Below are 25,535 nucleotides of genomic sequence, written 5' to 3'. Positions count from 1 at the left end.
CAGCGAAACCTGAGTAACCTCATAAACATGAGGGACCACCCCCACGCCGGCGACACCCCGCATCCGGACGTCTGGACCGGTCGTGCGACCAACCGGGTCCAGTGGCTGCTCGCGCTGGTCGGCGCGGCCTGCATGGCACTCGGCATCGAGCTGGCCGTCGAGTCGGCCTGGACCTCGGGCATCGCGCCGCTGGTGATGTCCGTCGTGGGCTGCATCGCGGCCGGCCTGCTGGTCCTGTTCGGCACGCTCGCCTTCGTGCACGTCGATCTCAGACTCGACAAGGAGTCCCTCGAAGTGCGCTGCGGCCACATCGGTGTGCCACGCCGCCGCATCCCGCTGTCGCACGTGGCGGGGGCCGAGTTCGCCGCCTACGTCACCCCGCGGCAGTGGGGCGGCTGGGGTTACCGCTGGCGTCCCGAGAAGGGCACCGCCGTCGTCGTACGCTGCGGCGAGGGGATCGTGCTGAGCCTGTGGGACGGCCACACCTTCACGATCACCGTGGACAACGCGGAGTCGGCGGTACGCGTCATCAGGGAACGGCTGCGGACCATCACGCCCGGCCCGGCCCGCTGAGGTCACCTCCTCGGTGAGGCCGGCGGCCCCGCCCGCGTCGTCAGAGCGGGGCCTCCACGCTCTCACCGGTCCACGGCCGGGCCGTCGCCCATCCGGCCAGCAGCCCCGCCCCCACGGTCACCGTGGTGAAACTCAGCGCGTTGCCGGTCGAGGCCAGGCCGGCCAGAGCCGTCAGGGCCGCGCCGGCGGTGAGCGCGACCGGGGTGGAGCGCGGGCTGCGCCACAGCGCGTGGAGCACCCAGAGGAACGGGGCCACCAGCAGCAGGACCCCGACGAAGCCCTGCTCCGCCGCCTGTTGCAACAGGGCCGAGTGCGGCTTCCCGTCGGACAGCGGGGTGTGCGCGGCCGTGCCGCTCACCTCGCCGAACCGGCCCGGGCCCACGCCCAGCCCGTGGTCGCGCCCGGCCAGCCGTACGGCGTCCTGCCACAGCCGGCCGCGGTGCGCGGCGAGGTGGTCCGTGACCAGCGCGGAGACGCCACCGGGCAGCCGGCCGGCGGCGACCGCCCAGACGGTTCCCGCCGTCAGGGCCGCCGCCACGGCCAGCGCCACCAGGCACGCCCCCGGCCGCGCACCCGGCCCGCGGCGAGCGAGCAGAGCAGCACGGCCGCGCCGGCACAGCACCCCGCCACCGACCCCAGGGCCGCGCCGGTCAGCACGATCACGACGGCCAGCACCCGCAGCACCAGACGCAGCGCCGGTACGGACGTCGCCCAGGCGGCAGCGCACGCGGCTCCGGTGGCCAGCACCAGCAGGGCGGCGGTTGCCCCGGCCTGTCCGAGCGGCGCGGCGTACCGGGGGCCGGGGAGAGGGCGGGGAGGGCGACGGCGAGCGCGAGTCCGGCCGCCGCGCCGGCGCCCGGAGCGGCCACGGGCAGCAGTGCTCCCGAGACACGGCCCGCCGCGTAGCCGGCGGCCACGGCGAGTACGGCGAGGAGCACACCCTCGGGCCGGCCGCCCCGCGCGGCCGCCATGATCAGCGACCAGCCGGCGCAGGCCCCGAGCAGGATCATGCCCACGCCGTCAGAAACGTTTCGTCTCGCGTTCGCCGCGTCCGTACCGGCCGCGGACCTCATCTCCGTCGCCCCCACCGTCGCCCCTCGTACACACGGTCCCCCGACCTGTGGCAGGCCAAGGCCGCGCGCCGGGTCCGGCCGCACCGCCGAGGCTGGGCACACCGTAACGGCTGTTGACCCGTTTGTGGACGAGGTGCGGAGGATCGTCGGGGTTTCCCCCGGGTCCGACGGAGGTGCCGCCACCGGTGGTCCCGGCCGGCAGCCAGGAGGAGCGCGCACGTCCCGGGACGGCCGCGAGCGCGGTGCCGACCGGGGCCGCGCCGTGCGCGCGAAGCCCGTCACGGGGCCCGGGAACAGGCCTCCACCAGCAGGGATCGCGGTCGCTCGGGGCCGGCTCCGGAGCCCGGCCGCGCTGTCGACGGCCGGGCCGACCGCCGTACACTCACCCGGGTGACCGTCACCGCAACTTCCGTCGACCAGCCGGAACAGCTCCGGCCGTCCCACGCGCCCGCCGCGCTCCGCGGCCGGCTCCTGCGCCTGGTTCCGGCCGTCGTCTCCGCGCTCTGCGGGGTGCTGCTCTACGTCAGCTTCCCGCCGCGCGTCCTCTGGTGGCTGGCCCTGCCCGCCTTCGCCGGTCTCGGCTGGGTTCTGCGCGGGCGCAGCTGGAAGGCGGCCCTCGGGCTCGGCTACCTCTTCGGGCTCGGCTTCCTGCTGCCGCTGCTGGTGTGGACCGGCGTGGAGGTCGGCCCGGGTCCCTGGATCGCGCTGGTCGCCATCGAGGCGGTGTTCGTCGCGCTGGTCGGCGTGGGCGTCGCCGCCGTCTCGCGGCTGCCGGCCTGGCCGGTGTGGGCCGCCGCCCTCTGGATCGCGGGCGAGGCGGTACGCGCGCGCGTGCCCTTCCGGGGCTTCCCCTGGGGCAAGATCGCGTTCGGTCAGGCGGACGGTGTCTTCCTGCCGCTCGCCGCGGTGGGCGGCACCCCGGTGCTCGGCTTCGCGGTGGTGCTGTGCGGCTTCGGCCTCTGCGAGGCGGGGCGGCTGTTCGTCGAGGACGCCGCACCCGGGCCGTGCGGCGCGGCGCCGCGGCCGCCGCGCTGCTGAGCGTGACCGTGCCGGTGGTGGGCGCGGTCGCGGCCCGCGCGCTGGTCAGCGACAGGGCCGAGGCCGGTACGGCGACCGTGGCGGTCATCCAGGGCAACGTGCCGCGCGCGGGCCTGGAGTTCAGCGCGCAGCGCCGGGCCGTTCTCGACCACCACGTGCGCGAGACCCTGAAGCTCGCGGCCGACATCAAGGCCGGCAAGGTCAAGAAGCCGGACTACGTGCTGTGGCCGGAGAACTCCTCCGACATCGACCCCTTCACCAACCCCGACGCGGCCGACGTCATCGACGGCGCCGCCAAGGCGGTCGGCGTGCCCGTCTCGGTCGGCGCGGTCGTCGAGCGGGACGGCAGGCTGCTCAACGAGCAGGTGCTGTGGGACCCGGTCAAGGGCCCGACGCAGACCTACGACAAGCGGCAGATCCAGCCGTTCGGCGAGTACCTTCCGCTGCGCGGGCTCGTCGGCGCGATCAACGAGGACTGGACCGGCATGGTCCGCCAGGACTTCAGCCGGGGCGCGAGGCCGGGCGTGTTCGACTTCGACGGCGTCAAGGTCGGCCTCGCCACCTGCTACGAGGCCGCCTTCGACTGGGCGGTGCGCGACACGGTCACCCACGGCGCGCAGATGATCTCCGTGCCCAGCAACAACGCGACCTTCGACCGCAGCGAGATGACCTACCAGCAGCTCGCCATGTCGCGGATCCGCGCCGTCGAGCACAGCCGCACCGTCACCGTGCCGGTGACCAGCGGGGTCAGCGCGTTCATCATGCCGGACGGGCGGATCACCCAGAGGACCGGCATGTTCGTGCCCGCCTACCTCGTCCAGCAGGTGCCGCTGCGCACCTCCGAGACACCGGCGACGAAGCTGGGCATCCTGCCGGAGATGGCCCTGGTGCTGGTCGCGGTGGGCGGGATCGGCTGGGCCGTCGGCTCGGGCCTGCGCGCCCGGCGCTCCGCCGGCGTGTAGCGCCGACCCGAACCTGCGGAGGAGCCGTGGACCCGCCCGTTAGGGTCGGGACATGGCTACTCCCGACTTCATCCGCACCCTGCGGGCCTCCATCGCCCACCAGCCGCTCTGGCTGCCCGGGATCACCGCGATCGTCTTCGACGACGAGGGCAGAGTGCTCCTCGGCCGGCGGTCCGACACCCGCAAGTGGGCGGTCGTCGGAGGCATTCCGGAGCCGGGGGAGCAGCCGGCCGCCTGCGCCGTGCGTGAGGTCTACGAGGAGACCGCGGTGCGCTGCGTCGCCGAGCGCGTCGTCCTCGTCCAGGCGCTGGAGCCGGTGACCTACCCCAACGGGGACGTCTGCCAGTACATGGACATCACCATCCGCTGCCGCGCGGTGGGCGGCGAGGCCCGGGTCAACGACGACGAGTCGCTCGAGGTGGGCTGGTTCACCGTGGACGCCCTGCCGGATCTGAACGAGTTCGGTCTCTTCCGGATCAAGCAGGCCATGTCCGAGGCACCCACATGGTTCGACCCTATGACTGCCGGCTGAAGTATGGGTGGTCACCACATGTGGTGAGGTGTGGGCTCCGCTTAGGGTCGGCTCATGACCTCGCCCACCCCCCTGCCCGGCCCGGGCCCCCACGTCCAGCCCCTCGGTCTCGACCTCGGTGGCCGCACCGCGCTCGTCACGGGTGCCGCCGGCGGGATCGGCCGCGCCTGCGCGCTGCGTCTCGCCGCCGCGGGGGCCGAGGTGCGGGCCGTGGACCGGGACGAGGCGGGTCTCGCCGAACTCGCGCAGCAGGCGGAGAAGGCCGGTGACCTCGCGGGCACCGTCCTCCCGCGCGCCGTGGACCTCACCGACCTCGACGCCGCCGAGCGGGTCGCCGCCGGTGCCGACGTGCTGGTCAACAACGCCGGTCTGCAACTCGTACGGCCACTGGAGGAGTTCCCGCCGGAGGTCTTCCACACCGTGCTGACCGTGATGCTGGAGGCACCGTTCCGCCTGATCCGCGGCGCCCTCCCGCACATGTACGCGCAGGGGTGGGGCCGGATCGTCAACGTGTCCTCCGTCCACGGTCTGCGGGCCTCCGCCTTCAAGTCCGCCTATGTGGCCGCCAAACACGGGCTGGAAGGACTGTCCAAGACCGCGGCCCTCGAAGGCGCCCCCCACGGGGTGACCTCGAACTGTGTGAACCCCGCCTATGTACGCACCCCCCTGGTCGAGAAGCAGATCGCCGACCAGGCGCAGGCGCACGGGATCCCCGAGGAGCGGGTGCTGTCCGAGGTCCTGCTGAAGGACAGCGCGGTGCGGCGGCTCATCGAACCCGAGGAGGTCGCGGAGGCCGTGGCCTATCTGTGCAGCCCGCAGGCGTCCTTCGTCACCGGCACCTCCCTGGTGCTCGACGGCGGATGGACGGCCCACTGACCGGCACGTCCGCGCCGGGACCGGGAGTTTTCCACAGGCCCGGCCGGCCGGGCGGCCGATGCGTAATCCTTTGACCATGTCCCGCGATCACGTTCAGCCGGCACCCAACGGCAGCGCCGAGGCCGAGTACCTCGAGCTGCTGACCCGCGACGCCTCCGTGGAGGCCTATGAGCGGCCGGTGCTGGCGGCCCGCGCCGAGGGCCGGTCCGCCGACCGCATCGCCGAGCTGGAGCAGGCGAAGCGGCTCGCCCTGCGCGTCCGGGCGGAGTTGGAGGGCCGCCGGCGCCGTGAGGCGGAGCTGTCGGCGCTCTTCGAGACCGCCCACGACCTCGCGGGCCTGCGGGACCTGGACGCGGTGCTGCAGGCGATCGTGCAGCGCGCCCGGTCCCTGCTCGGCACGGACGTCGCCTACCTCACGCTGCACGACCCGGCGCGCGGCGACACCTACATGCGGGTGACGGAGGGGTCCGTCTCCGCCCGCTTCCAGCAACTGCGCCTCGGCATGGGCGAGGGGCTCGGCGGGCTGGTGGCGCAGACCACCCGGCCCTACGTCACCGACGACTACTTCGCGGACGCCCGCTTCCAGCACACCCGCACCATCGACTCGGGCGTCAGCGACGAGGGCCTGGTCGCCATCCTCGGGGTCCCCCTGATGCTCGGCCCGCACGTGATCGGCGTCCTCTTCGCCGCCGACCGCAGGGCCCGCGTCTTCGAGCGTGAGCAGATCGCGGTGCTCGGGTCCTTCGCCGCGCTCGCCGCGGCCGCCATCGACACCGCCAACCTGCTCACCGAGACCCGGGCGGCGCTCGCCGAGCTGGAGCGCGCCAACCAGATCATCCGGGACGGCAGCGCGGTCATCGAGCGGGCCTCCGACGTCCACGACCGGCTCGCCGAACTCGTCCTGCGCGGCGGCGGGGTGCACGACGTGGCGGCCGCCGTCTCCGAGGTCCTCGACGGCACGGTGCTGTTCACCGAGGCCGGCGCGGCTCCGGCCGAAGCCCTGGAGGCGTCCCGCGCCGAGGGACACGCGGTACGGCACGGCGGTGAGTGGATCGCGGCGGTGGCCGCCGGCGGTGAACTGCTCGGCGCGCTCGTACTGCGCGGGCAGCGGGCGCTCGACCCGGTCGACCAGCGCACGCTGGAACGGGCGGCCATGGTCACCTCGCTGCTCCTGCTGGCCCGCCGTTCCGCCGCCGAGGCCGAACACCGGGTGCGGGGCGAGCTGCTGGACGACCTCCTGGACGCCCGGGACCGGGACCCCCGGCTGCTGCGGGAGCGCGCCGCCCGGCTCCAGGCCGACCTGGACGCCACCCATGTCGTGCTGGCAGCGCGCCTGGACGGCCCGGCGGCCGACGCCGACGAGGAGGCCGCGGCCCGCCGGCGGCTGTGGTCCGCCGCGTCCCACCTCGCCGCCACCCGGCACGGCCTGGCCGCCGCGCGCGACGGCGGCACCGTCCTGCTGCTGCCCCTCGGCGCCGGCGACACCGCCACGGAACTGGCCGGCCGCACCGCCCGCCACCTGGGCACGGCGGTGCACCAGCCGGTCACGGTCGGCGCCTCCGCCCCCGTCACCGGCCTCACCGCGCACCCGGAGACGGTGGCCGCGGCCTACGCCGAGGGCCGCCGCTGCCTCGACGCGCTGCACCTGCTGGGCCGGGCCGGGGACGGAGCCGCGGCGGAGGACTTCGGATTCCTCGGCCTGCTCCTCGCGGGCGAGCGGGACGTCGCCGGTTTCGTCGGCCGCACCATCGGTCCGGTCGCGTCGTACGACGAGCGGCGGGGCACCGATCTGCTGCGCACCATGGACGCGTACTTCTCCTGCGGGATGAGTCCGGCCCGGACGAAGGACGCGCTGCACGTCCATGTGAACACGGTCGCGCAGCGGCTGGAGCGGGTGGGCCGGCTGCTCGGCGAGGACTGGCAGACCCCGGCCCGGGCCCTGGAGATCCAACTCGCGTTGCGGCTGCACCGGCTGGCGGCGCCGGACAGACGGTGACCCCCGTACGGGCGTGCCGTACGGGGGCCGGGGCGGACGCGGCCCGCGGGGGCCGCGCCGCTCAGACCGTCCGTGCCTTTTGTGCCTCGGCGGCGGGAGCCGTGTCCGCTGCCGCGTCCCCGCCCGGCGTGATCTCCGCCAGGTCCCGGTGCCGCGTCTCCCGCGAGACGCCCACCGCGATCAGGGTCAGCACCACGGCGGCGATCACGTACAGGGAGATCGGAGTGGAGGTGCCGTAGCTCTCCAGCAGCGCGGTGGCGATCAGCGGGGCGGGCGCACCGGCCGCGACGGAGGCGAACTGGGCGCCGATGGAGGCCCCCGAGTAGCGCATCCTGGTGGCGAACATCTCGGCGAAGTAGGCCGCCTGGGGCGCGTACATGGCGCCGTGCAGCACCAGCCCGACGGTCACGGCCAGGACGAGGTAGCCGAACGAGCCGGTGTCCACGAGCGAGAAGAACGGGAACATCCACAGACCGACACCGGCCGCGCCGAGCAGGTACACCGGCCGGCGCCCGACCCGGTCGGACAGCGCGCCCCAGGCCGGGATGACGGCGAAGTGCACGGCGGAGCCGATGAGCACGGCGTTCAGCGCGGTCTGCTTGGAGACGCCGGCCGAGGTGGTGGCGTAGACGAGGATGAAGGCCGTGATGACGTAGTAGCTGATGTTCTCCGCCATGCGGGCGCCCATCGCCACGAGCACGTCCCGCCAGTGGTCGCGCAGCACGGAGACGAGCGGCAGCTTCTCCGGTTCGGCGGCCCGCCGGGACTCGGCGCGCTCCAACGCCTCCTTGAAGACCGGCGATTCATCGACAGAGAGACGAATCCACAGGCCGACCATCACCAGGACGCCGGAGAGCAGGAACGGTATGCGCCAGCCCCAGGTTCCGAAGGCTTCGTCGGAGAGCAGGGCGGTCAGCAGCGAGAGCACTCCGGTGGCGAGCAACTGGCCCGCCGGAGCGCCGGTCTGCGGCCACGAGGCCCAGAAGCCGCGCCGTCGCGCGTCCCCGTGCTCCGACACCAGCAGGACGGCGCCGCCCCACTCACCGCCGAGCGCGAACCCCTGGATCAGCCGAAGTGTGGTGAGCAGCACGGGTGCGGCCGCCCCGACGGTCGCGTGCGTGGGGAGCAGGCCGATGGCGAAGGTCGCTCCGCCCATCATCAGCAGGCTGAGCACCAGGAGTTTCTTGCGTCCCAGCCGGTCGCCGTAGTGGCCGAACACGAGCGCCCCCAGCGGGCGAGCCGCGAATCCGACGGCGTACGTCAGGAACGAGAGCAGGGTTCCGACGAGCGGGTCCGAGTCCGGGAAGAACAGCTTGTTGAACACGAGCGCGGCCGCGGAGCCGTAGAGGAAGAAGTCGTACCACTCGATGGTGGTGCCGATGAGGCTGGCGGCGACGATACGGGGGAGGCTGGCGGGGGGTGGGGGAGCGGTGGTTCCGGATGCCATGTGCGCCACTTCCTCGTGTGCGGTGGGGACGGGTACGTGTCGGCACACGGTAGAAACGTGCAGGTCAGACGCACATGTGGCGGGGCAACATAGTTTGGTGGTCGGCTATGCGTGCGGCCACCATGTCGGCTCGCGGAAGGGCGGTTCATGGGCTCGAAGGCGGTCGCAACGAGCGTAGTCCGGGACGCGTAGTACGGGGTGATTTGACGGAGCGGTGCTGACTCCCGTGCTGGCTTGGGGCTGACTACTGAGGTTGAACTCGTGATGTCGCCGGGTGGCTTAGGTGGCTCTGATTGTCGGGCCGGTCTCGGCGAGGCGGCCGTCTATAACCAGACCGCTGGCCGCCGCCGACTACCTGGTGCGCTCAGTGCGGTCGTCGTACTCTTCGCGGGCGGTGATGACCTCTTCGATGTGCAGTACGGACCACTCCGTGAGCGCCTTAAGCGGTTCCCGTAGCGTCTGGCCGAGCGCGGTCAGCTCATACTCCACGTGCGGCGGCACCTCTGGGTAGACGGTCCGGCTGACCAGCCCGTCGCGTTCGAGGGTGCGCAGCGTCTGGGTGAGCATCTTCTCGCTCACGCCCGCCAGCGCCTGCCGGAGCTGGCCGAACCGGGAGGTCCCGTTCCGGCCGAGTTCGCCGAGCACGAGGACCGCCCACTTGCTGCCGATCTGGTCGAGCAGGTCCCGCGACGGGCAGCCGCGCTCGTACGGATCGAATGACGGCATGCGCCCGGTCACATTCTCGACAGCAGCCATACGGCTCACCTCAATGCTTTCGCTGCGGTAAGTACCCTACCAATAAGTGGCTACTCCCCAACAGAGAGTGTCCAGGTCATTCTGTGTTCCATCCCGCTGCGGACGGACCGCGGCAGGCGTGCGAGGCACGCGCGGAAGGAAGGAATGACCATCATGCCGATCGTCGTCACCGGAGCCACCGGCCAGCTGGGCAGGCTCACCGTCGAGGCACTCCTGCGGCGCGGGATCCCGGCCGCGGACATCGTCGCGACCGGCCGGGACATCGCCGGAATCAAGGATCTGGCCGACCGAGGCATCACGGTACGCCGCGCCGACTTCGCGGACACCGACGGCCTGGCGGAGGCATTCGCGGGGGCGGAAAGGCTGCTGCTGATCTCGGCCTCGGTCCCCGTGGGCGAGCGGGTCGCCAACCACCGCCGCGTGATCGACGCCGCGGCGTCCGCAGGCGTGTCGCTAGTGGCGTACACGAGCACGACGCACGCGGACACGGCCACCACCGTCATCGGTGCCACGCACGGCGAGACCGAGGCGTATCTGCGGGACCGCGGAATCCCCAGCGTGCTGCTGCGCAACGGCTGGTACCTGGAGAATTACACCAGCCAACTGCCGCAGATCCTGCAGAACGGCGCGGTCGTCGGCGCCGCGGGCGAGGGGCGGATCAGCGCCGCGTCCCGCGCCGACTACGCCGAGGCCGCAGCGGTCGTCCTCACCGCTGAAGGCCACACCGGCGCCGTGTACGAGCTCGGCGGCGACGAATCCTTCACCCTGACTGAGCTCGCCGCCGCGATCTCCGCTGCGGCCGGAAAGCAGGTTACCTACGCTGACCTCCCGGTGGCCGACTTCGCCCAGGTACTGGCCGCCGCGGGCCTACCCGCCGAGCTGGCGGAGGTCCTCGCTGACGCTGACCGCGGCATGAACCGTGGCGAGATGTACACCGACTCTGGCGACTTGCGCCGCCTGATCGGCCGCCCGCCCGTGACCCTGGCCGAGGCACTCGCGGCCGCCCTGCATCACTGAGGTTGAACTTGTGATGTGGCCGGCTTGCTCAGGTGGGTCTGATCGTCAGGCCGGTCTCGGCGAGGCAGCCGTCCATGAGTTCGCTGCGGTGGCGACGTTGGAGAGCCAGCCGCGTCGCAGGAGGGACCATATCCCCTCGACCGGGTTGAGGTCGGGTGCGTAGGGCGGCAGATAGTAGGTGGTCAGCCAGTCCCGGGCCTCGGCGAACTCTTGCAGGTCGGCGGCCTTGTGGACGTTGAGGTTGTCCCAGACGAGAACGATCGGGCCGCCGAGCTGCTGGTGTGCTGCGATCAACAGGTCCCGGTAGTCGCGCCAGGAGAAGCTCTTGCGCCCATCGCGACGGCCGGCGTCATGGCGGGGCCGGTAGATGAGCCTGGAGCGGTGACCGAGTTTGTAGCAGGTCAGCGCGGCGATGGAGATCCGTCTACGGGAGCGGCCGCGGACCCGCACCCGGCCGCGCGGTGACCAGGTCTTCGCGTGCGGCGGCGTCATGGAGAATCCGGCTTCGTCCTCGAAGACGAGTCAGGCTCCGTGGGCCGCCGCGAGTCTTCCGCGCAGGGCCACACCTCCTTGACCCACCCGGCCACCACCCCGTCGTCCCGCTCCATGGCCCGTCGGGCCGGGACCTGCCAGGATCAGCCGTTACGGGCCAGCAGTTTCCGCACGCCCTGGATCGTGTAGACCATGTGAAAGCACCGACCGATCACCGTCTTGATCCGCGCCAGTGTCCAGCGCTGGTCCTCCCAGCCGTGCTCGGCCGGCCGCTTGGCCAGCTCCGCCTCCAGCTGCGCGAACTGCTCCTGGGTCAGCCTCGGCAGCGAGGCCGGCCCCTGCGACCGCAGGGCCCGCGGACCGCCCTCGTCCCACTTCTGCCGCCACCGTTGTACCGAGCGGACGTTGACGCGCAGAGCCTCGATGATGACCGAGCTCGCCTCGCCCTGGGCGAACCGCTCGGCCGCCTTGAGCCGTAACGCCCCGCGGAACTGCTGTCGTTCGGCAGTCAGCCCGCCTCCTTGTGGATACCGCATGTCCCGGTATTACCGCACGGGCGACGCTCGGACGCCGCAAGCATGTCGTTCCTGCACACGGCTCACCGAGGACAGCATGAACGACCAAGACCGTGAAGAGGCGGTGTTGCAGGACACCAGTGTCACCTCGTGCCGGCTGGCCAGGCGAAGCAGGCAACTCAGGAAGGAAGTGAAGGCCGACTGGCCCGACACGGCACGGTCGAGCGCCGCCTTCCGCCGCGCCAGCACCTCGCTGTTCTTGCCCCGGCGTCCGCTCGCCAGCACAGCCACCTCTGCCTGTCCGGGCCCGCCCGTCGCGGGCCGCGCCCGGTCAGTCTCAGCCGCCCGCCCAGCGTCCGACCCGCCCCCGCCGCCCACCTCCCACGCCATAGCACCGCCCCCGCCGCACCCGGTCCCGCTCACGGGACGGCACCGTCACTGCCGTGGCGAGGGAGAGGCCGTGAGACAGGGGCGACTCCCCGCTGGTGCGCCGGGACACTGGTCGTGGCGGTCATAGGGGTGCGCATGCTGTGGGGTGGGTCGTCTTCGTCCGGTCAGTGAGTACCGGGCATATCTGGCCGCCGATCGCTGGCAGGCCGATTGCCGTACACCTCTGGCACTTGTGACCCTCTCTGCGGCCTGAGGGCCGAAGTTCCGTCCGGCGGGACGGGGTTGCGGATTGTTTCCGAGACCCTGGGAGGTACGGGACCGGGTGGCGGACAGTACCCGCATCCACCGGGTGTGCGATGGGGTGGTCAGCGCCGGCGCCGTGGACGCGGCCGGCGGACGGCTGATCCCGCTCGCGCCGTCCTCCCGCGCGGCGCCCGATCAGGCCGCCGAGGAGCGGCTGGTTGCCGCAGCCCGGGAGGCGAGCCTCTGAGGGCACCTCCTCGTCGCACGGCGCCCGGACGGCATCAGGGACCTTGACGTGTACACGGAACAGGCCCGCCGACTCATCGCCGACCCGCACCCGCTGACCCCTGGGCAGGCGCGGGTCAGGAAAGCCCCGGCGGGTGCCTCGGCCCAGCCGGTGCTACCGCGAGGTGGGCCGGTGCGGGGAGCGGAGTACCAGCAGGGTGATCTCGCTGGGGGCGAAGACACGGAACGGCGGGCCCCAGAAGCCGGTGCCGCGGCTGGTGTAGAGGAGGGTGCGGGTGCCGTGGCGGCTGAGGCCGGCCAGGGCGGGCTGGTCCAGGCGGACCAGGTGGTGGAAGGGCCAGATCTGGCCCCCGTGGGTATGGCCGGAGAGCTGGAGGTCGATGCCCTCGGCCGCCGCCCGGTCGACGAACTTCGGCTGGTGCGCCAGCAGCAGGACGGGCAGGTCGGGGTCGGCTCCGTCCAGGGCCCCCGCGAGGTGGGCACGGTGGCCCGCCAGGCCGGAGGACTCGGCGGTGACATCGTCCACGCCGGCGACCACGAGGGTGTCGCCCCCGCGTTCGAGCAGCAGATGGCGGTTGCGCAGCGGCTCCCAGCCCAGCTCGTCCATCAGGTCGACCCAGCCCTGCGCCTCGCTGTAGTACTCGTGGTTGCCGGTGACGTACACACGGGCCCGGGTGGCCCGCACGGTGCCGAGCGGGACGGCCTGGGCGCGGCGACGCTCGGCGGTGCCGTCCGCGATGTCGCCCGTGTGGCACACCAGATCGGCTTCCAGCGTGTTCACCGTCTCGCACACCCGCTCCGACCAGCGAGCGCGATCGAGCGGGCCGTAGTGGGTGTCGGTGACGAGGACGACGCGGAGGCCGTCCAACCCGGCGCCCAGCCGCGGGAGTCGCACGTCGAGTCGGCGCACGCGGGGCACGCGGCGTGCCTCGGCGTACCCCCAGGCGAGGAGTACGGCGGTCACCCCGAGGACGGCCCAGGTGACGATGCGGGCTCGGTCCTGACTCTCCCCGACCCCGGCCACCGTCAGGGCGAGCCGCAGGAGGACGCCCAGCAGGACGGACCAGGTGAACAGGATCCAGCTGGTGCCCAGGAGGGTGTCTCCGACGATCGCCGCCCGGTCCCGCTGGCGCCGGCCGTGTCCGTGCACCATCGCGAGCGGCATGGTGACGAGGCCGAGGGCGCACAGGGCGGTGCCGGCCGACGTGACGGGCAGCGGCCAGTGCTGGCCGGTGTACAGGAGCACCCCGCAGGGCACGGCCCACAGCAGGACGGGGGCGATCAGGGGGACGTACCGCATCAGGCGGTGCAGCCGGCTCGGCCGTGGCGCTCGCGCCTCACTGTCGGCGGGCCGGATGTTGCCGGTGTCGGTCACGCTCGTCCTCCCTGAGCAGGCTGCCGTCCCGCGCACTGTATCCGGTGGTTCCCGGGCCGGCCGGACGGGTGTTCAAGGGTACGGCGCCCGGCGGGAAGGGTTCTCCACGACGCATGAGCCGGCCTCCGGGTACCACGGCCCCCCGGCGCCACGGTCGTCGGCCGCCACGGTCCACGAGCTTCCCGACCCCCGGGCGCCACGGCCTCGGGCGCCAGGGCCCACGGGCTGCGCGGCCCCCTGGGCGTCACGGTCCACAGGTCGCGCACAGGTTTTGCCGTTCCGTGGTTGCCGCCTTCAACGGTCCGTCGGATTCTTGGTCACCATGCCGCAGGGCAGCTGGTTCTGCTGGTCACGGGGGGTGCAGGGGCACCTCCGCGCTGAGCGGGGATGGTTCATGCACCTCGAGTTCCGGCACCTGCGTGTCCTGCTCACCGTCGCCGAGTCCGGCAGCATCCGCAAGGCCGCCGCCCGGCTGCAACTGTCGCAGCCGGCCACGAGCGCCCAGCTGAAGCGGATCGAGCAGGAACTGGGCGGCCCGCTCTTCGTCCGCGGCGCCGACGGGGTGCAGCCCACCGAGAACGGTCAGTACGTCCTGCGCTGCGCCCGTGACCTGGTCGACGGCTTCGACCGGCTGCGTGAGCACGCGCGCTCGGCGGCGGAGGCGGACCAGCAGGCCACGGCCCCGCTGAGGGCGGGCGGAACCGCCGGCCCCCTGGTCTCCCTGCTGGTGTCCGCGCTCTTCGAACTGGTCCCGGAGCGACGGCTCACCATAGACGCCCGCCGGTCCGTGCACACCCTGGTGAAGTCGTTGAGCCTGGCGAAGTGCGACATCGCGGTGCTCGCCGAGTTCCCGGGCTTCCCCCTTCCGGTCGGGGAGTCGGTGGCGACCCGCACCCTGCTGCGCGAGCCGGTCTTCGTGCTGCTCGCCGAGGATCATCCGCTGGCCCGTCAGGAGAGCGTCCACCTGCAGGAACTGGCCGGGGAGGACTGGGTGATGCCGGAGGCGGACGAGAGCGGCGTGCACGCCTACCTCCATCTCACCTGCCAGTCGGCCGGATTCACCCCGCGCATCGCCCATGTGACGCCGGACCTGTCCGTGGCGCAGCTCCTGGTCGCCGGCCGGCACGCGGTCTGCGGGGTGTGGCCGACCGCCGACGTCTCCGCCCGCGGCACCGTGCAGCGGCCGCTCGTGGACGTCCCGTTCCACCGGCGGCTGCTGCTGGCCTGGAACACGGAATCGGTCCGGCCGGAACTCGCCGACGCGGCGAGTGAGCGTCTGCTGGCCGCCTATCTGTCCCTGGTGCGGGAGCGGCCCCGGTATCTGGCCTGGTGGGAGGACGGGGGACGGGAGTTCGCCCACGGCGGGGGCTGCTGACCGGCCGGGCCGCGGCCGCGTGCCCTATAACTCCGCCGTTATAGTCCAGATGAAGTCACGTCAGGGACATGTCACCTGTTGAACACTTCGCGTCAACGTCCACGGACGTCGTCACCCCACGACGAGCGAAGGAACTCCCCTCATGTCCCGTCCCCTTCTCGCCCTTTCCGCGATGGTCGCAGCCGGTGTCATCACCACGGGCGCGACGGCGATGCCCGCGCACGCGCAACCGGACCCGGTCCCGCACGCCGGCTCCCTCCACGACACGGCGATATCCAGAGCCGAGGCGAACGTGACCCGGCACGCCGGCACCTTCGGCTTCGGCGCGGGCCAGAAGCTCCGGGCGAAGGACGTCGTCATCGACGCCGACGGCACCCAGCACGTGCGCTTCGAGCGGACCTACCACGGCCTCCCCGTCGTCGGCGGCGACTTCGTCGTCCACCAGAAGGCCGACGGCTCCCTCAAGGGATCGACCCGCGCCAAGGCCCACGGGATCGCCCTCGGATCCCTCACGCCCGCCGTCGGCGCCAAGGGGACCGCGGCCAAGGCCCTGAAGCGCGCGATCGGGTCGGTGCGCAACGCCAAGTCCACCCCGCAGCTGATCGTGTGGGCCGCCGACGGCCGCCCCCGCCTGGCCTGGCGCACCACCGTGCAGGGAGTGGGCGACAAGGGCCAGCCGCACGGCGAGGTCTTCGTCACCGACGCCACCACCGGCGCCGCGATCGAGAACTACGACGCCGAGCGCGAGGCGACCGGCACCGGCCACTCCGAGTACACCGGAGACATCGGCATCGACACCACCCAGCAGGCCGACGGCAGTTACGCGCTGATCGACCCGGTCCGCGGCCACATCACCAAGGACGCCCACAACCTGTCGTCCTCCTCCGTGAAGAGCACCTCCGGCACCCTGTTCACCGACGCCGACAACACCTGGGGCGATGGCCGGAAGTTCTCCACCGACCGCGCCACCGCCGCCGTCGACGCGCACGCCAACACCGCGAAGACCTTCGACTACTACAAGACCACCTTCGGCCGCAACGGCATCAAGAACGACGGCCGCGGCGCCACCGTCTTCGTCCACGTCGGCACCAACTGGGACAACGCCCAGTGGTCGGACACCTGCTTCTGCATGCTGACCGGAGACGGCGACGGCACCACCGACCCCGAGCAGGTCGACCTCGACACCATGGGCCACGAGATGACCCACGGCGTCACCTCCGCCACCGCCAACCTGCGCTACAGCGGCGAGTCGGGCGGCCTGAACGAGGCCACCAGCGACATCCTCGGCACCATGGTCGAGTGGTACGCGGCCAACCCGGTCGACACCCCCGACTACCTCTTCAGCGACCAGTCCACCCCGCCGTGGCTGCGCCGCTTCGACAAGCCGTCCCTGGACGGCCGTTCGGCCGACTGCTGGTCGAAGTCGGTCGGCCGGCTCGACGTGCACTACTCCTCGGGTGTCGGCAACCACTGGTTCTACCTGGCGAGCGAGGGCAGCGGAGCGAAGACCGTCAACGGCGTCTCGTACAACAGCCCCACCTGCAACGGCTCCACCGTCACCGGCATCGGCAACAAGAAGGCCTCCGCCATCTGGTACCGGGCGCTGACCGTCTACATGACCTCCACCACGGACTACAAGGGCGCCCGCACGGCCACGCTGAACGCGGCGAAGGACCTCTACGGCGCCACCAGCACCGAGTACGCCACCGTGGCCGCGGCCTGGAGCGCGGTCAACGTCTCCTGACCCACCGCGTCCACGGCGCGGGGAACCACCTCGTCCGGGTGACCTCCAAAGGCGTACGCCACCGAACCGGCCGTCACGGCAGGGCCAGTTCGGCCCAGATGGTCTTCCCGGACGAGGTGTACCGCGTGCCCCAGCGCTGCGTCATCTGGGCGACGAGGAACAGGCCGCGGCCCCCCTCGTCGTCCCGGCGCGCGCGCCGCAGATGAGGGGCCGTGTGCGCGTTGTCGGACACCTCGCACAGCAGACAGCGGTCCCTGATCAGCCGTAGCATCACGGGCCCGGTGGCGTACCGGATGCCGTTGGTGACCAGCTCGCTCACCACGAGTTCGGCGGTGAACGACAGTTCGGACAGGCCCCAGTCCGCCAGCTGGCGCCCGGCGAGCGTGCGGGCGCGCGCCACCATCGCCGGGTCGGGGGGCAGCTCCAGGTCCGTCACCCGGTCGGGGCCGAGCCGCCGGGTACGGACCAGCAACAGGGTGGCGTCGTCCGCCTGCGGTCCGGGGGGCAGTGCCGCCAGCGCCCGGTCGCACAGCTCCTCCACCGGGCAGCGCTGCCAGGCGAGGATCTGCGCCAGGCGGTCGATGCCGCTGTCGATGTCGGTGCGCCGGTCCTCCACGACACCGTCCGTGAACAACGCCACCACGCTGCCGCCGGACAGGCTCAGCTCGACGTTCTCGTACGGCAGGCCGCCCAGCCCCAGGGGCGGCCCCGGCGCCAGCGCGGACAGGGCCACCGCTCCGTTCGCGTCGGCCACGATCGGCGGCGGGTGGCCCGCGCTCGCCCAGACGCACCGGCCGCTGACCGGATCGTAGATCGCGTAGAGACAGGTCACCCCGAGTGCCTCGGCGCTCATCCCGTCGTCCGCGCCGGACTCCGAGTCCTGCGCGACCAGGTCGTCCAGCCGGGTCAGCAGCTCGGCCGGATCCAGGTCCAGCAGGGCCAGCGTCCTTACGGTGGCCCGCAACCGGCCCATGGCCGCGGCCGCGTGCACGCCGTGGCCCACCACGTCGCCGACGGTCAGCCCCACCCGGGCACCGGACAGCGGGATCACGTCGAACCAGTCGCCGCCCACGCCCACGCGGCTGTCGGCCGGCAGATAGCGGTACGCCACGTCGACCGCGCTCTGCTCGGGCAGGCGCTGCGGCAGCAGGCTGCGCTGCAGTACCAGGGCCGCCGCGTGCTGGCTGGTGTAGCGGCGGGCGTTGTCGATGCCGACGGCGGCCCGCTCGGCCAGTTCCACGGCCAGCGCCTGCTCCTCGGCGCCGAAGGGGTCGGGATTGCTGCTGCGCCGGAAGGTGGCGAGACCCAGGACCGCGTCGCGGGTGATCAGCGGGACGAAGAGGCAGGAGTACGAGCCGTCCGATTCCGGCCCGCCGAGCGAGCCGGGCGGGCCGACGTCGACGACGGGACGGCTGGTGGCCAGACTCGTGGCCTGCAGGGACGACGGGGGATAGGAGACGGGACTGGTCCGGAACTCCTCCGGCGTGCGGCCGTGCATCCGGAGCAGGCTGTGTCCCGGCGCCGAGCCGGTGGGCGGCTGCCGGCCCTCGATGACCGCAGGCGGCAGGTCCACCAGCACCTCGTCGGCCAGCTGCGGCACGGCCACGTCAGCGAGTTCCGCGGCGGTGCGCCGGACGTCCAGCGAGGCCCCGATGCGCTTTCCGGCCCGCACGAGCAGGGACAGGCGCTCCTGGGCGCGGTAGCGGTCGGTGATGTCCAGGGACTCCTCGAAGAGTCCCAGCGGTTCGCCCCGGGCGTCCACCAGCCGGTGGTAGGAGCAGGACCACACGTGCTCGCGCACGGGGTCGGCGGGAGCGCGGCCGCGATAGTGCATGCCCATGATGGGCTCCCCCGTCGTCATCACGTGCTCCATGATCTGGTCCTCGTCCGGGGGGTGGTGGCGGGAGATGAACTCGCCCTCGGGGAAGAGGTCCGACGCCGGCCGGCCGATGTACTGGCCGATCCCCGCGAGTTCCAGATCGGTGGAGACGTTCCCCCAGACGACGCGCATGTCGTTGTCGAAGATCGTCAGGCCCACGGGGGACTCGGTCGCCAGTCCCTGGAGCATGGCCAGCTGCACCTCCCAGCCGCGCAGCGTCTCCAGGCCGGCCGCGACGACGACGGTCGCGGCCTCGCCCCGGTGCGAGAGCGGGCAGCAGGTCACGGCCGCGCGCAGGGTGCCCCCGTCGCCGCAGCGGAGGTCCAGAATCGCGCTGCGGGGGCCGGGCGCCTTGCAGAGGGTGGACAGCCGCGTCGCGGGGGCCGCCGCCAGCAGCCGGGCGGCGGGCCGGCCGAGCACGTCCTCGGCCGCGTGTCCCAGGAGACGCTGGGCCGAGGACCCCCATCCGGAAACACGGCCTTCGGCGTCCAGTACCGCGGTGGCGGCCTTGGAGAGGTCCAGCGGACTGCGGAAATCCACGTTGGCCGCATGCGGAAAACGATCCATGGCACCGCTTCCCTCCGTGCTCCCTCAGCATCCCGTGCCGCACGACGGACGACAACCGCACACGTGATCACCCCGCCGGCAAGGCGGTCACGGGTCGGGGGACCGCCACCACGACGGGGCGTGGCGGGGTGAGCCGCGTCGCATCGGGGCGGGCGACGCTTGCTATGCAACGAGTTGCATAGAAGGATCGACGTCATGGCGCTCGAACACGCGATCCTGGTGTCGCTCCTGGAGAAGCCGGGATCCGGCTATGAGCTCGCGCGGCGGTTCGGCCGGTCCATCGGCTACTTCTGGACCGCGACCCACCAGCAGATCTACCGCGTACTCAAGCGCATGCAGGACGACGGCTGGGTCGACGTCCGGGACGTCCCGCAGCAGGGCCGGCCGGACAAGAAGGAGTACTCCGTCGCCGATCTCGGCCGGGCCGCGCTGTCCTCCTGGCTGCACGATCCGATCGAGCCGGAGAGCGTCCGGCACGACCTGGCCGTGAAGATCCGGGGCGCCGCCTTCGACGATCCGACCGCCCTGATCCACGAGGTGGAGCGGCACCGGCAGGCGCACCGGGACCAACTGGCGCACTACCTCGCCGGTCAGGCGCGCGACTTCCCGGCGCCGGAGCCGGGTTCCGCCGCCGCGCAGGCCCCGCTCGACGCGGAACGCGAGCTCCAGCACGTCGTCCTGCGCGGCGGCATCGCGTACGAGCGCATGATGATCGACTGGCTGGACGACGTGCTCGCCACGCTGGCCGGGTTCGGGCCCGGCCGCTGACCGCCGTACCGGCCGCCCGCCGCACCGGTCCGGCTCCGGCCCCCGCCGGACCTCCCCCCTCCCATCCGCCCACCGGCCGAAAGGCGTCACACCCATGGCTGACCAGCTGCTGTTCAACCCGCGTACGTACGACCCCGCGCACTTCGACCCCGAGACGCGCCGCCTGCTGCGGGCCACCGTCGACTGGTTCGAGGAGCGCGGGAAGCGGCGGCTGATCGAGGACTACCGCACCCGCGCCTGGCTCGGCGACTTCCTCGCCTTCGCGGCGAAGGAGAACCTCTTCGCCACCTTCCTGACGCCGTCCTCCGCCGCGGCCGCGACGGAGCCCGACAAGCGGTGGGACACCGCCCGGATCGCCGCGCTCAACGAGATCCTCGGCTTCTACGGCCTCGACTACTGGTACGCCTGGCAGGTCACCATCCTCGGTCTCGGCCCGGTCTGGCAGAGCGACAACGCCGACGCCCGCGCCCGCGCCGCCGAACTCCTCGCCGAGGGAGAGGTGTTCGCGTTCGGCCTGTCGGAGAAGACCCACGGCGCCGACATCTACTCCACCGACATGCTGCTGGAGCCCGACGGCGACGGCGGCTTCCGCGCCACCGGCTCCAAGTACTACATCGGCAACGGCAACGCCGCCGGACTCGTCTCGGTCTTCGGCCGCCGTACCGACGTCGAGGGTCCCGACGGCTACGTGTTCTTCGCCGCCGACAGCCGCCACCCGGCCTACCACCTGGTGAAGAACGTCGTCGACTCCTCGAAGTTCGTCAGCGAGTTCCGTCTGGAGGACTACCCCGTGGCGGCCGGGGACGTGCTGCACACCGGCCGCGCCGCCTTCGACGCCGCCCTCAACACCGTCAACGTCGGCAAGTTCAACCTGTGCACCGCGTCGATAGGCATCTGCGAGCACGCGATGTACGAGGCCGTCACCCACGCCCACAACCGGGTCCTCTACGGCCGTCCCGTCACCGCCTTCCCGCACGTGCGGCGCGAGTTGACGGACGCGTACGTCCGGCTCGTCGGCATGAAGTCCTTCAGCGACCGCGCCGTCGACTACTTCCGTTCCGCAGGTCCGGACGACCGCCGGTACCTGCTCTTCAACCCGATGACGAAGATGAAGGTGACCACGGAGGGCGAGAAGGTCATCGACCTGATGTGGGACGTCATCGCGGCCAAGGGCTTCGAGAAGGACAACTACTTCGGCCAGGCCGCCGTGGAGATCCGCGGTCTGCCGAAGCTGGAGGGCACGGTCCACGTCAACCTGGCGCTGATCCTGAAGTTCATGCGCAGCCACCTCCTCGACCCGGCCGACTACCCCGCCGTGCCGACGCGTCTCGACGCGGCCGACGACGACTTCCTGTTCCGGCAGGGTCCGGCCCGCGGTCTCGGCTCGGTGCGCTTCCACGACTGGCGGCCCGCGTTCGACGCCTACCCGCACCTGCCCAACGTGGTCCGCTTCCGCGAACAGGCGGACGCGCTGTGCGAGTTCGCGACCACGGCCGCCCCGGACGCCGAGCAGAGCCGCGACCTCGACCTGCTCCTCGCCGTCGGCCAGCTCTTCGCGCTCGTCGTGCACGGGCAGCTCGTCCTGGAGCAGGCCGCCCTGACCGGACTGGACGAGGACGTCCTCGACGAGCTCTTCGCGGTCCTCGTGCGGGACTTCTCCGCACACGCCGTCGAACTGCACGGCAAGGACTCGGCGACCGAGCGCCAGCAGGCCTGGGCGCTGGGCTCGGTCCGGCGGCCGGTCGTGGACGAGGCGCGCACGGAGCGGGTCTGGCAGCGGGTCGAGGCGCTGGCCGGCGCGTACGAGATGGCCCCCTGACCCGGTGAGGCGGCGGCCGGCGTGATCGGCACGCCGGCCGCCGCGAAGTACCGTCGGCAGCAGCGCCGTTCGGTGGCGGGCGGGTCAGCGGAGCTTGAGCAGGCCGGCGTCGACCACCGTGCGGCCGTAGGGGCGAGCGAGCTCCGCGAGCCGCTCGCAGCCGGCCTCCCCGAGGGCGCCGTAGGCGGGCAGGGCCAGGCGGTCGGTGCGGTCCTCGATGTGCGCGCGCAGGCGTTCGCCTTCCGGGCTGAGTCCGTCGCCGTCGAGGAGGCCGCGCTCGCGCAGCCGTTCCCGGGTGCCGGTCCACTCCTCCTCGGGCCAGGCACGGGTCGCCTTGAGCACGCTGACGGACACCTCCCCGGTCGCGGCGTGCAGCAGCAGGGCCTCCAGGCCGCCGACGCCCTCGCTCAGCAGGGACGCGACATGGCCGTCGCCACGGAACTCCCGCAGGAGCGTCTGGGCGTGCCACAGCTGGAGGAGCGGCTCCTCGGGCCAGGGCAGCGCGGCGTGCGCGGCGAACAGAGGGCGGCCCTGCGGGTGTGCGCAGGCCGCCTCGGCGGCACGGCGGGCCAGCGCCACGACCTCGTCCAGGTGGGGCAGTTCGTGGACCCCCACGCGCCGCAGAGCCTCGTCCGCCGCCGCGTACCGCGCGTCCAGCACCTGCCCCGGTGTCGTCGTGTCCCAGGCCCCGTCCAGCGCCCCGCGCACCAGGCCGGGGTGGAAGTTGTAGAAGGCCGAGACGACCAGCTCGGCGGGCACCGGCCCGAACGGGGCGCTGCGCGAGGCGAAGTACCCGGCGGGGCCGTTCAGTCCGAGCTCCGCGTACCGCCGCCTCCCCTCGGGGACGAAGTAGATCATGGCGTGCACGGGCTCGAGGCGGCGCCAGGCGGCACGCGCTGTCTTCATGGGGTACCTCTTCGGTCGGTGGGTGAACGGGACGGTGGCCAGGCCGCGGATCAGTGCGCGTCGTGCGCGCGCGGGCGGTCGAGCAGCAGGCGGTTCAGTGCCTCCGAGTGGGCGCCTCGACGGCGCCGATCGCGGCGTCGGGGCGGCCGGCCCGGTACCCGTTCTGCGCCGCGGTGAGCGCACCCGGCCGGGACGGTCGGCGCAGATGGTCCCCGGCGTGCTCGGGCGGGACCTTCCCGGCGTAGAGGCCGCGCAGCACCCGGGCGTCATCGGCGAGCATGCGCTCCTCGGTCGCGGGCGTCTCGCGCCAGTCGATCATGTACCGCGAGCGTCCGCGCCGGTCCTCGTCGGTGCGCAGGGTGGTGGCCAGAGCGCCCGGGTGGCGGTGGAGACGACCGTCAGGGTGCGGACGCGGCCGGGGTGGGCATGCGTGGTCCACCGGGCCACCGTGCCTCCCCAGTCGTGGCCGACCAGATCGAACGACGCCCAGCCGAGTGCGACGGCGATCGCGGTCACGTCGTCGACGAGGAGGTCCGTGCGGTAGTCCTCGGGCCGCTCCGGGCGGACGCCGGGGGAGTACCCGCGCTGGTCGGCGGGCGCCCCTCGGGCGGGCCCGCCCGAGGGCGTCGAAGACGCCCGTGCCGGTGGCGATGCTCAGCTCGGTCACGATCCACCCTCCATACCTACTGGTCGGTAGCCTTCCGGGGCGGGGAGCGGATGTCAAGGAGGGGGCACGGGCGGGGTCCAGAGGTGTGCCGCCGGGTGTCCGGTACGACCATGGAGAGCGGCGGGCCCGCCGTCGACGCGCACGAGCCGGGCGAGCCGAGCGAGTGGGAGGACAATGAGGCATGGGCACGACGGAGTCCTCCCGGACGGGTGACGGCCGGTCGGCGGCGCCCACCGCGCCGCCCAGCGGGCTGCTGGACCTGCTCAGTGTCGCCGCCGTGGTCCTGAACGCGGACGGGCAGGTGGTCTTCTGGAGTCCGAAGGCCGAGGAATTGTTCGGCTACACCGCCGCGGAGGCGCTCGGGCAGCACGCCGCCGCCCTGACGGTCCACGAGGAGGACCGGGACCGGGTGATCGGGCTGTTCGCCGAGGTCATGGAATCGGACACCGACTGGGCCGGGGTCTTCCCCGTCCGGCACAAGGACGGCACGACCCGGCTGGTCGAGTTCCGCAACATGCGGCTGCTGGACGACCTCGGTGACGTCTACACCCTGGGCCTCGCCGCGGACCGGGCCAGTGTGGCGCGGGTCGAGCGAGACGCGGCCCTGGCCATGCGCCTCGTCTCCCAGTCCCCGGTGGGGCTGGCCATCCTGGACCCCGACCTGCGGTACGTGGCCGTGAACCCCGCTCTCGAACGCATCACCGGCCAGTCCGCCGCCGACCGTCTCGGCCGGTCCGCCGGGGAGATCCTGACCTACCTGAACACCGATCCCGAGGCGCGTCTGCGCCGCGTCCTGGAGACGGGCGAGTCGGTGGTGAACCGGGAGATCGTCTGCCGCCCGCCCAACGACCCGGACCACGAGCACGCCTGGTCCGTCTCGTACTACCGGCTGGAGGACTCCACCGGGAAGGTGCTGGGCCTCGCCTACTCGGTCATCGACGTCACCGAGCGCCACCGGGCCACCGTGGAGGCGGCCCGCGGCCGGCAGCGGCTGGCGCTGATCGCCGAGGCCTCCGCCTGTGTGGGGAGCACCCTCGACGTGGTGTCGACAGCGCGGGAGCTCGCCGAGATCGTCGTGCCGGTCCTCGCGGACGTGGCCGCGGTGGACGTGCTCGACAGCGCCCTCGACGGGCGGGCCGAGCCGGACGAGGGGCCCGCCGTCTTCCGCGCCCTCGCCGTCAACTCCGCCCACACCTCCGACGCGGCCCGTGCGGCCGACCCGCCGGGCGGACTGGCCGGCTACGACAGCGACCGTCTGATCACCCAGTGCGTGCGGACCCGCAAACCGGTGGTGGTGCCCCACACCACGCGTGAGGACCTGGAGCGCATCGCCCGGCACGGCGAGGCCGCCGCCCTGCTGGAGTCGGCGGGCGTGCACTCCTACCTGGCCGTACCGCTGATGGCCCGGGGCGAGGTGCTGGGCGCCCTCGACCTCGTACGCACCCGCAATCCCGCGCCGTTCGACGACGACGACGCCTTCCTCGCCTGGGAACTGGCCGCGAGGGCCGCCGTCTGCATCGACAACGCCCGTGGATACCAGGCGCAGCGCCACGCCGCCCTCACCCTCCAGCGCAGTCTGCTGCCCGAACTCCCCTCGCACCTGCCGGGCCTGGAGGTCGCCTGCCGCTACCAGCCCGCCGGTGCGACGAGCGAGATCGGCGGTGACTGGTACGACGCCATACCGCTGCGCGGCGACAAGACCGCCCTGGTCGTCGGGGACGTCATGGGCAGCGGCATCAACGCGGCCGCCGCGATGGGCCAGCTCCGCAGCGCCGCACGGGCCTTCGCCGAACTCGATCTCGCTCCCGCGGAGGCCCTGCACCACCTGGACCATCTGACCGAGGGCATCGAGCAGACCATCGCCACCTGCATCTACTGCGTCTGCGACCCCCACAGCGCCCGGTGCGAGATCTGTCTCGCCGGCCATCTGCCCCCGGTCCTGCGGTGTGCCGGCAGCGCGGCCCGGCTGCTCGACCTGCCCACCGGGGCACCGCTCGGCGTCGGCGGCGTGCCCTTCGAGGCCGCCACCGTCGCCTTCCACCCGGGCGACGAACTCGCCCTCTACACCGACGGCCTGGTCGAGACCCGCAGCGAACCGATCGACGCCCGCCTGGACGTCCTCCTCGACGCCTTCACCACCACCCGTGGCCGCGAGCTGGAGGACACCTGCGACCGCGTCCTGGAGATCCTGCGCAGGCCCGGCGGCGAGGACGACGTGGCGCTGCTCATCGCCCGCGCGCGGCCGTGAGCCCGCGCGGCCGTGAGCCCCGCGCGGCCGT

17 protein-coding genes and 4 pseudogenes are annotated in these 25,535 nt (G+C 72.7%); 12 read left to right on the top strand and 9 right to left on the bottom strand.

Features of this window, described 5'->3' with window-relative positions:
• The first annotated feature begins 27 nt into the window (after positions 1-27).
• Positions 28-573 carry a hypothetical protein gene (locus N8I86_RS05785; RefSeq protein WP_073894756.1) on the top strand — a complete coding sequence of 182 codons (546 nt, stop codon included), beginning with the start codon at positions 28-30 and terminating at the stop codon, positions 571-573.
• A 40-nt stretch (positions 574-613) separates the two neighbouring features.
• Here the strand turns inward: N8I86_RS05785 and N8I86_RS05780 are convergent.
• Positions 614-1,583: pseudogene (locus N8I86_RS05780) on the bottom strand (O-antigen ligase family protein).
• A gap of 453 nt (positions 1,584-2,036) precedes the next feature.
• Between N8I86_RS05780 and lnt the strand changes: the two are divergent.
• From lnt to N8I86_RS05760, 4 genes and pseudogenes are all read left to right on the top strand, one after another.
• Positions 2,037-3,646: pseudogene (lnt, locus tag N8I86_RS05775) on the top strand (apolipoprotein N-acyltransferase).
• Positions 3,647-3,698: 52 nt separating this feature from the next.
• Positions 3,699-4,178 carry an NUDIX hydrolase gene (locus N8I86_RS05770; RefSeq protein ID WP_073894752.1) on the top strand — a complete coding sequence of 160 codons (480 nt, stop codon included), beginning with the start codon at positions 3,699-3,701 and terminating at the stop codon, positions 4,176-4,178.
• Positions 4,179-4,232: 54 nt separating this feature from the next.
• Positions 4,233-5,054: a 3-hydroxybutyrate dehydrogenase gene (locus N8I86_RS05765; protein ID WP_263277282.1), complete on the top strand. Its 822-nt coding sequence runs from the start codon at positions 4,233-4,235 to the stop codon at positions 5,052-5,054.
• A gap of 76 nt (positions 5,055-5,130) precedes the next feature.
• Positions 5,131-7,050 carry a helix-turn-helix domain-containing protein gene (locus N8I86_RS05760; protein ID WP_263277281.1) on the top strand — a complete coding sequence of 640 codons (1,920 nt, stop codon included), beginning with the start codon at positions 5,131-5,133 and terminating at the stop codon, positions 7,048-7,050.
• A gap of 61 nt (positions 7,051-7,111) precedes the next feature.
• Here N8I86_RS05760 and N8I86_RS05755 read toward each other — a convergent pair whose 3' ends face one another.
• Both N8I86_RS05755 and N8I86_RS05750 read right to left on the bottom strand, forming a co-directional pair.
• Positions 7,112-8,497 (bottom strand): MFS transporter, encoded by a 1,386-nt coding sequence (locus tag N8I86_RS05755; protein ID WP_263277280.1) that lies wholly within the window; start codon positions 8,495-8,497, stop codon positions 7,112-7,114.
• 351 nt (positions 8,498-8,848) lie between these two features.
• The gene (locus N8I86_RS05750; protein WP_073894746.1) at positions 8,849-9,253 is read right to left on the bottom strand and encodes a winged helix-turn-helix transcriptional regulator; all 405 of its coding nucleotides are present in this window, start codon (positions 9,251-9,253) and stop codon (positions 8,849-8,851) included.
• A gap of 144 nt (positions 9,254-9,397) precedes the next feature.
• Between N8I86_RS05750 and N8I86_RS05745 the strand changes: the two genes are divergently transcribed.
• On the top strand, positions 9,398-10,270 hold the full coding sequence (locus N8I86_RS05745) for an SDR family oxidoreductase (RefSeq protein ID WP_263277279.1): 873 nt from the start codon (positions 9,398-9,400) through the stop codon (positions 10,268-10,270).
• A gap of 28 nt (positions 10,271-10,298) precedes the next feature.
• Here N8I86_RS05745 and N8I86_RS39560 read toward each other — a convergent pair.
• Positions 10,299-11,298 (bottom strand): annotated as a pseudogene (locus N8I86_RS39560) (IS630 family transposase).
• A 691-nt stretch (positions 11,299-11,989) separates the two neighbouring features.
• On the opposite strand from N8I86_RS39560, the gene N8I86_RS05730 reads away from it, so the two are divergent.
• The gene (locus tag N8I86_RS05730; protein WP_263277277.1) at positions 11,990-12,157 is read left to right on the top strand and encodes a hypothetical protein; all 168 of its coding nucleotides are present in this window, start codon (positions 11,990-11,992) and stop codon (positions 12,155-12,157) included.
• 153 nt (positions 12,158-12,310) lie between these two features.
• Here N8I86_RS05730 and N8I86_RS05725 read toward each other — a convergent pair whose 3' ends face one another.
• On the bottom strand, positions 12,311-13,531 hold the full coding sequence (locus tag N8I86_RS05725; protein WP_123438778.1) for a metallophosphoesterase: 1,221 nt from the start codon (positions 13,529-13,531) through the stop codon (positions 12,311-12,313).
• Positions 13,532-13,925: 394 nt separating this feature from the next.
• Between N8I86_RS05725 and N8I86_RS05720 the strand changes: the two genes are divergently transcribed.
• Together N8I86_RS05720 and N8I86_RS05715 are read left to right on the top strand one after the other, a co-directional pair.
• The gene (locus N8I86_RS05720; RefSeq protein WP_263277276.1) at positions 13,926-14,906 is read left to right on the top strand and encodes a LysR family transcriptional regulator; all 981 of its coding nucleotides are present in this window, start codon (positions 13,926-13,928) and stop codon (positions 14,904-14,906) included.
• Between the two features lie 142 nt (positions 14,907-15,048).
• Entirely contained in the window at positions 15,049-16,650 is a 1,602-nt protein-coding gene (locus N8I86_RS05715) for a M4 family metallopeptidase (RefSeq protein ID WP_263277275.1), read from the top strand.
• Between the two features lie 73 nt (positions 16,651-16,723).
• Here the strand turns inward: N8I86_RS05715 and N8I86_RS05710 are convergent, their stop codons facing one another.
• Positions 16,724-19,096, bottom strand: coding sequence for a SpoIIE family protein phosphatase (locus tag N8I86_RS05710; protein ID WP_263277274.1), 2,373 nt, complete (start codon positions 19,094-19,096; stop codon positions 16,724-16,726).
• A gap of 195 nt (positions 19,097-19,291) precedes the next feature.
• Here N8I86_RS05710 and N8I86_RS05705 point away from each other — a divergent pair, with 195 nt between their 5' ends.
• Together N8I86_RS05705 and N8I86_RS05700 are read left to right on the top strand one after the other, a co-directional pair.
• Positions 19,292-19,864, top strand: a complete 573-nt coding sequence (locus N8I86_RS05705) for a PadR family transcriptional regulator (protein WP_073894732.1) — start codon at positions 19,292-19,294, stop codon at positions 19,862-19,864.
• Between the two features lie 94 nt (positions 19,865-19,958).
• Complete coding sequence (locus tag N8I86_RS05700) at positions 19,959-21,683, top strand: acyl-CoA dehydrogenase family protein (RefSeq protein ID WP_073894731.1); 1,725 nt, start codon at positions 19,959-19,961, stop codon at positions 21,681-21,683.
• An 84-nt stretch (positions 21,684-21,767) separates the two neighbouring features.
• Here N8I86_RS05700 and N8I86_RS05695 read toward each other — a convergent pair whose 3' ends face one another.
• From N8I86_RS05695 to N8I86_RS05685, 3 genes and pseudogenes are all read right to left on the bottom strand, one after another.
• A complete protein-coding gene (locus N8I86_RS05695; protein ID WP_073894729.1) occupies positions 21,768-22,589 on the bottom strand; it encodes an SCO6745 family protein in 822 nt (273 codons plus the stop codon).
• Positions 22,590-22,683: 94 nt separating this feature from the next.
• Entirely contained in the window at positions 22,684-22,908 is a 225-nt protein-coding gene (locus N8I86_RS05690) for a hypothetical protein (RefSeq protein WP_263277273.1), read from the bottom strand.
• Positions 22,905-23,120, bottom strand: a pseudogene (locus tag N8I86_RS05685) (alpha/beta fold hydrolase); the annotation flags it as partial. The pseudogene N8I86_RS05685 and the gene N8I86_RS05690, both read right to left, overlap by 4 nt.
• Before the next feature lie 317 nt (positions 23,121-23,437).
• Here N8I86_RS05685 and N8I86_RS05680 point away from each other — a divergent pair.
• On the top strand, positions 23,438-25,504 hold the full coding sequence (locus N8I86_RS05680; protein ID WP_263277272.1) for a SpoIIE family protein phosphatase: 2,067 nt from the start codon (positions 23,438-23,440) through the stop codon (positions 25,502-25,504).
• Positions 25,505-25,535: the final 31 nt, after the last annotated feature.

It is taken from the genome of Streptomyces albidicamelliae, assembly GCF_025642175.1.
Taxonomy (GTDB): Bacteria; Actinomycetota; Actinomycetes; order Streptomycetales; family Streptomycetaceae; genus Streptomyces; species Streptomyces albidocamelliae.
This window is presented reverse-complemented; position numbering and strand designations above follow the sequence as displayed.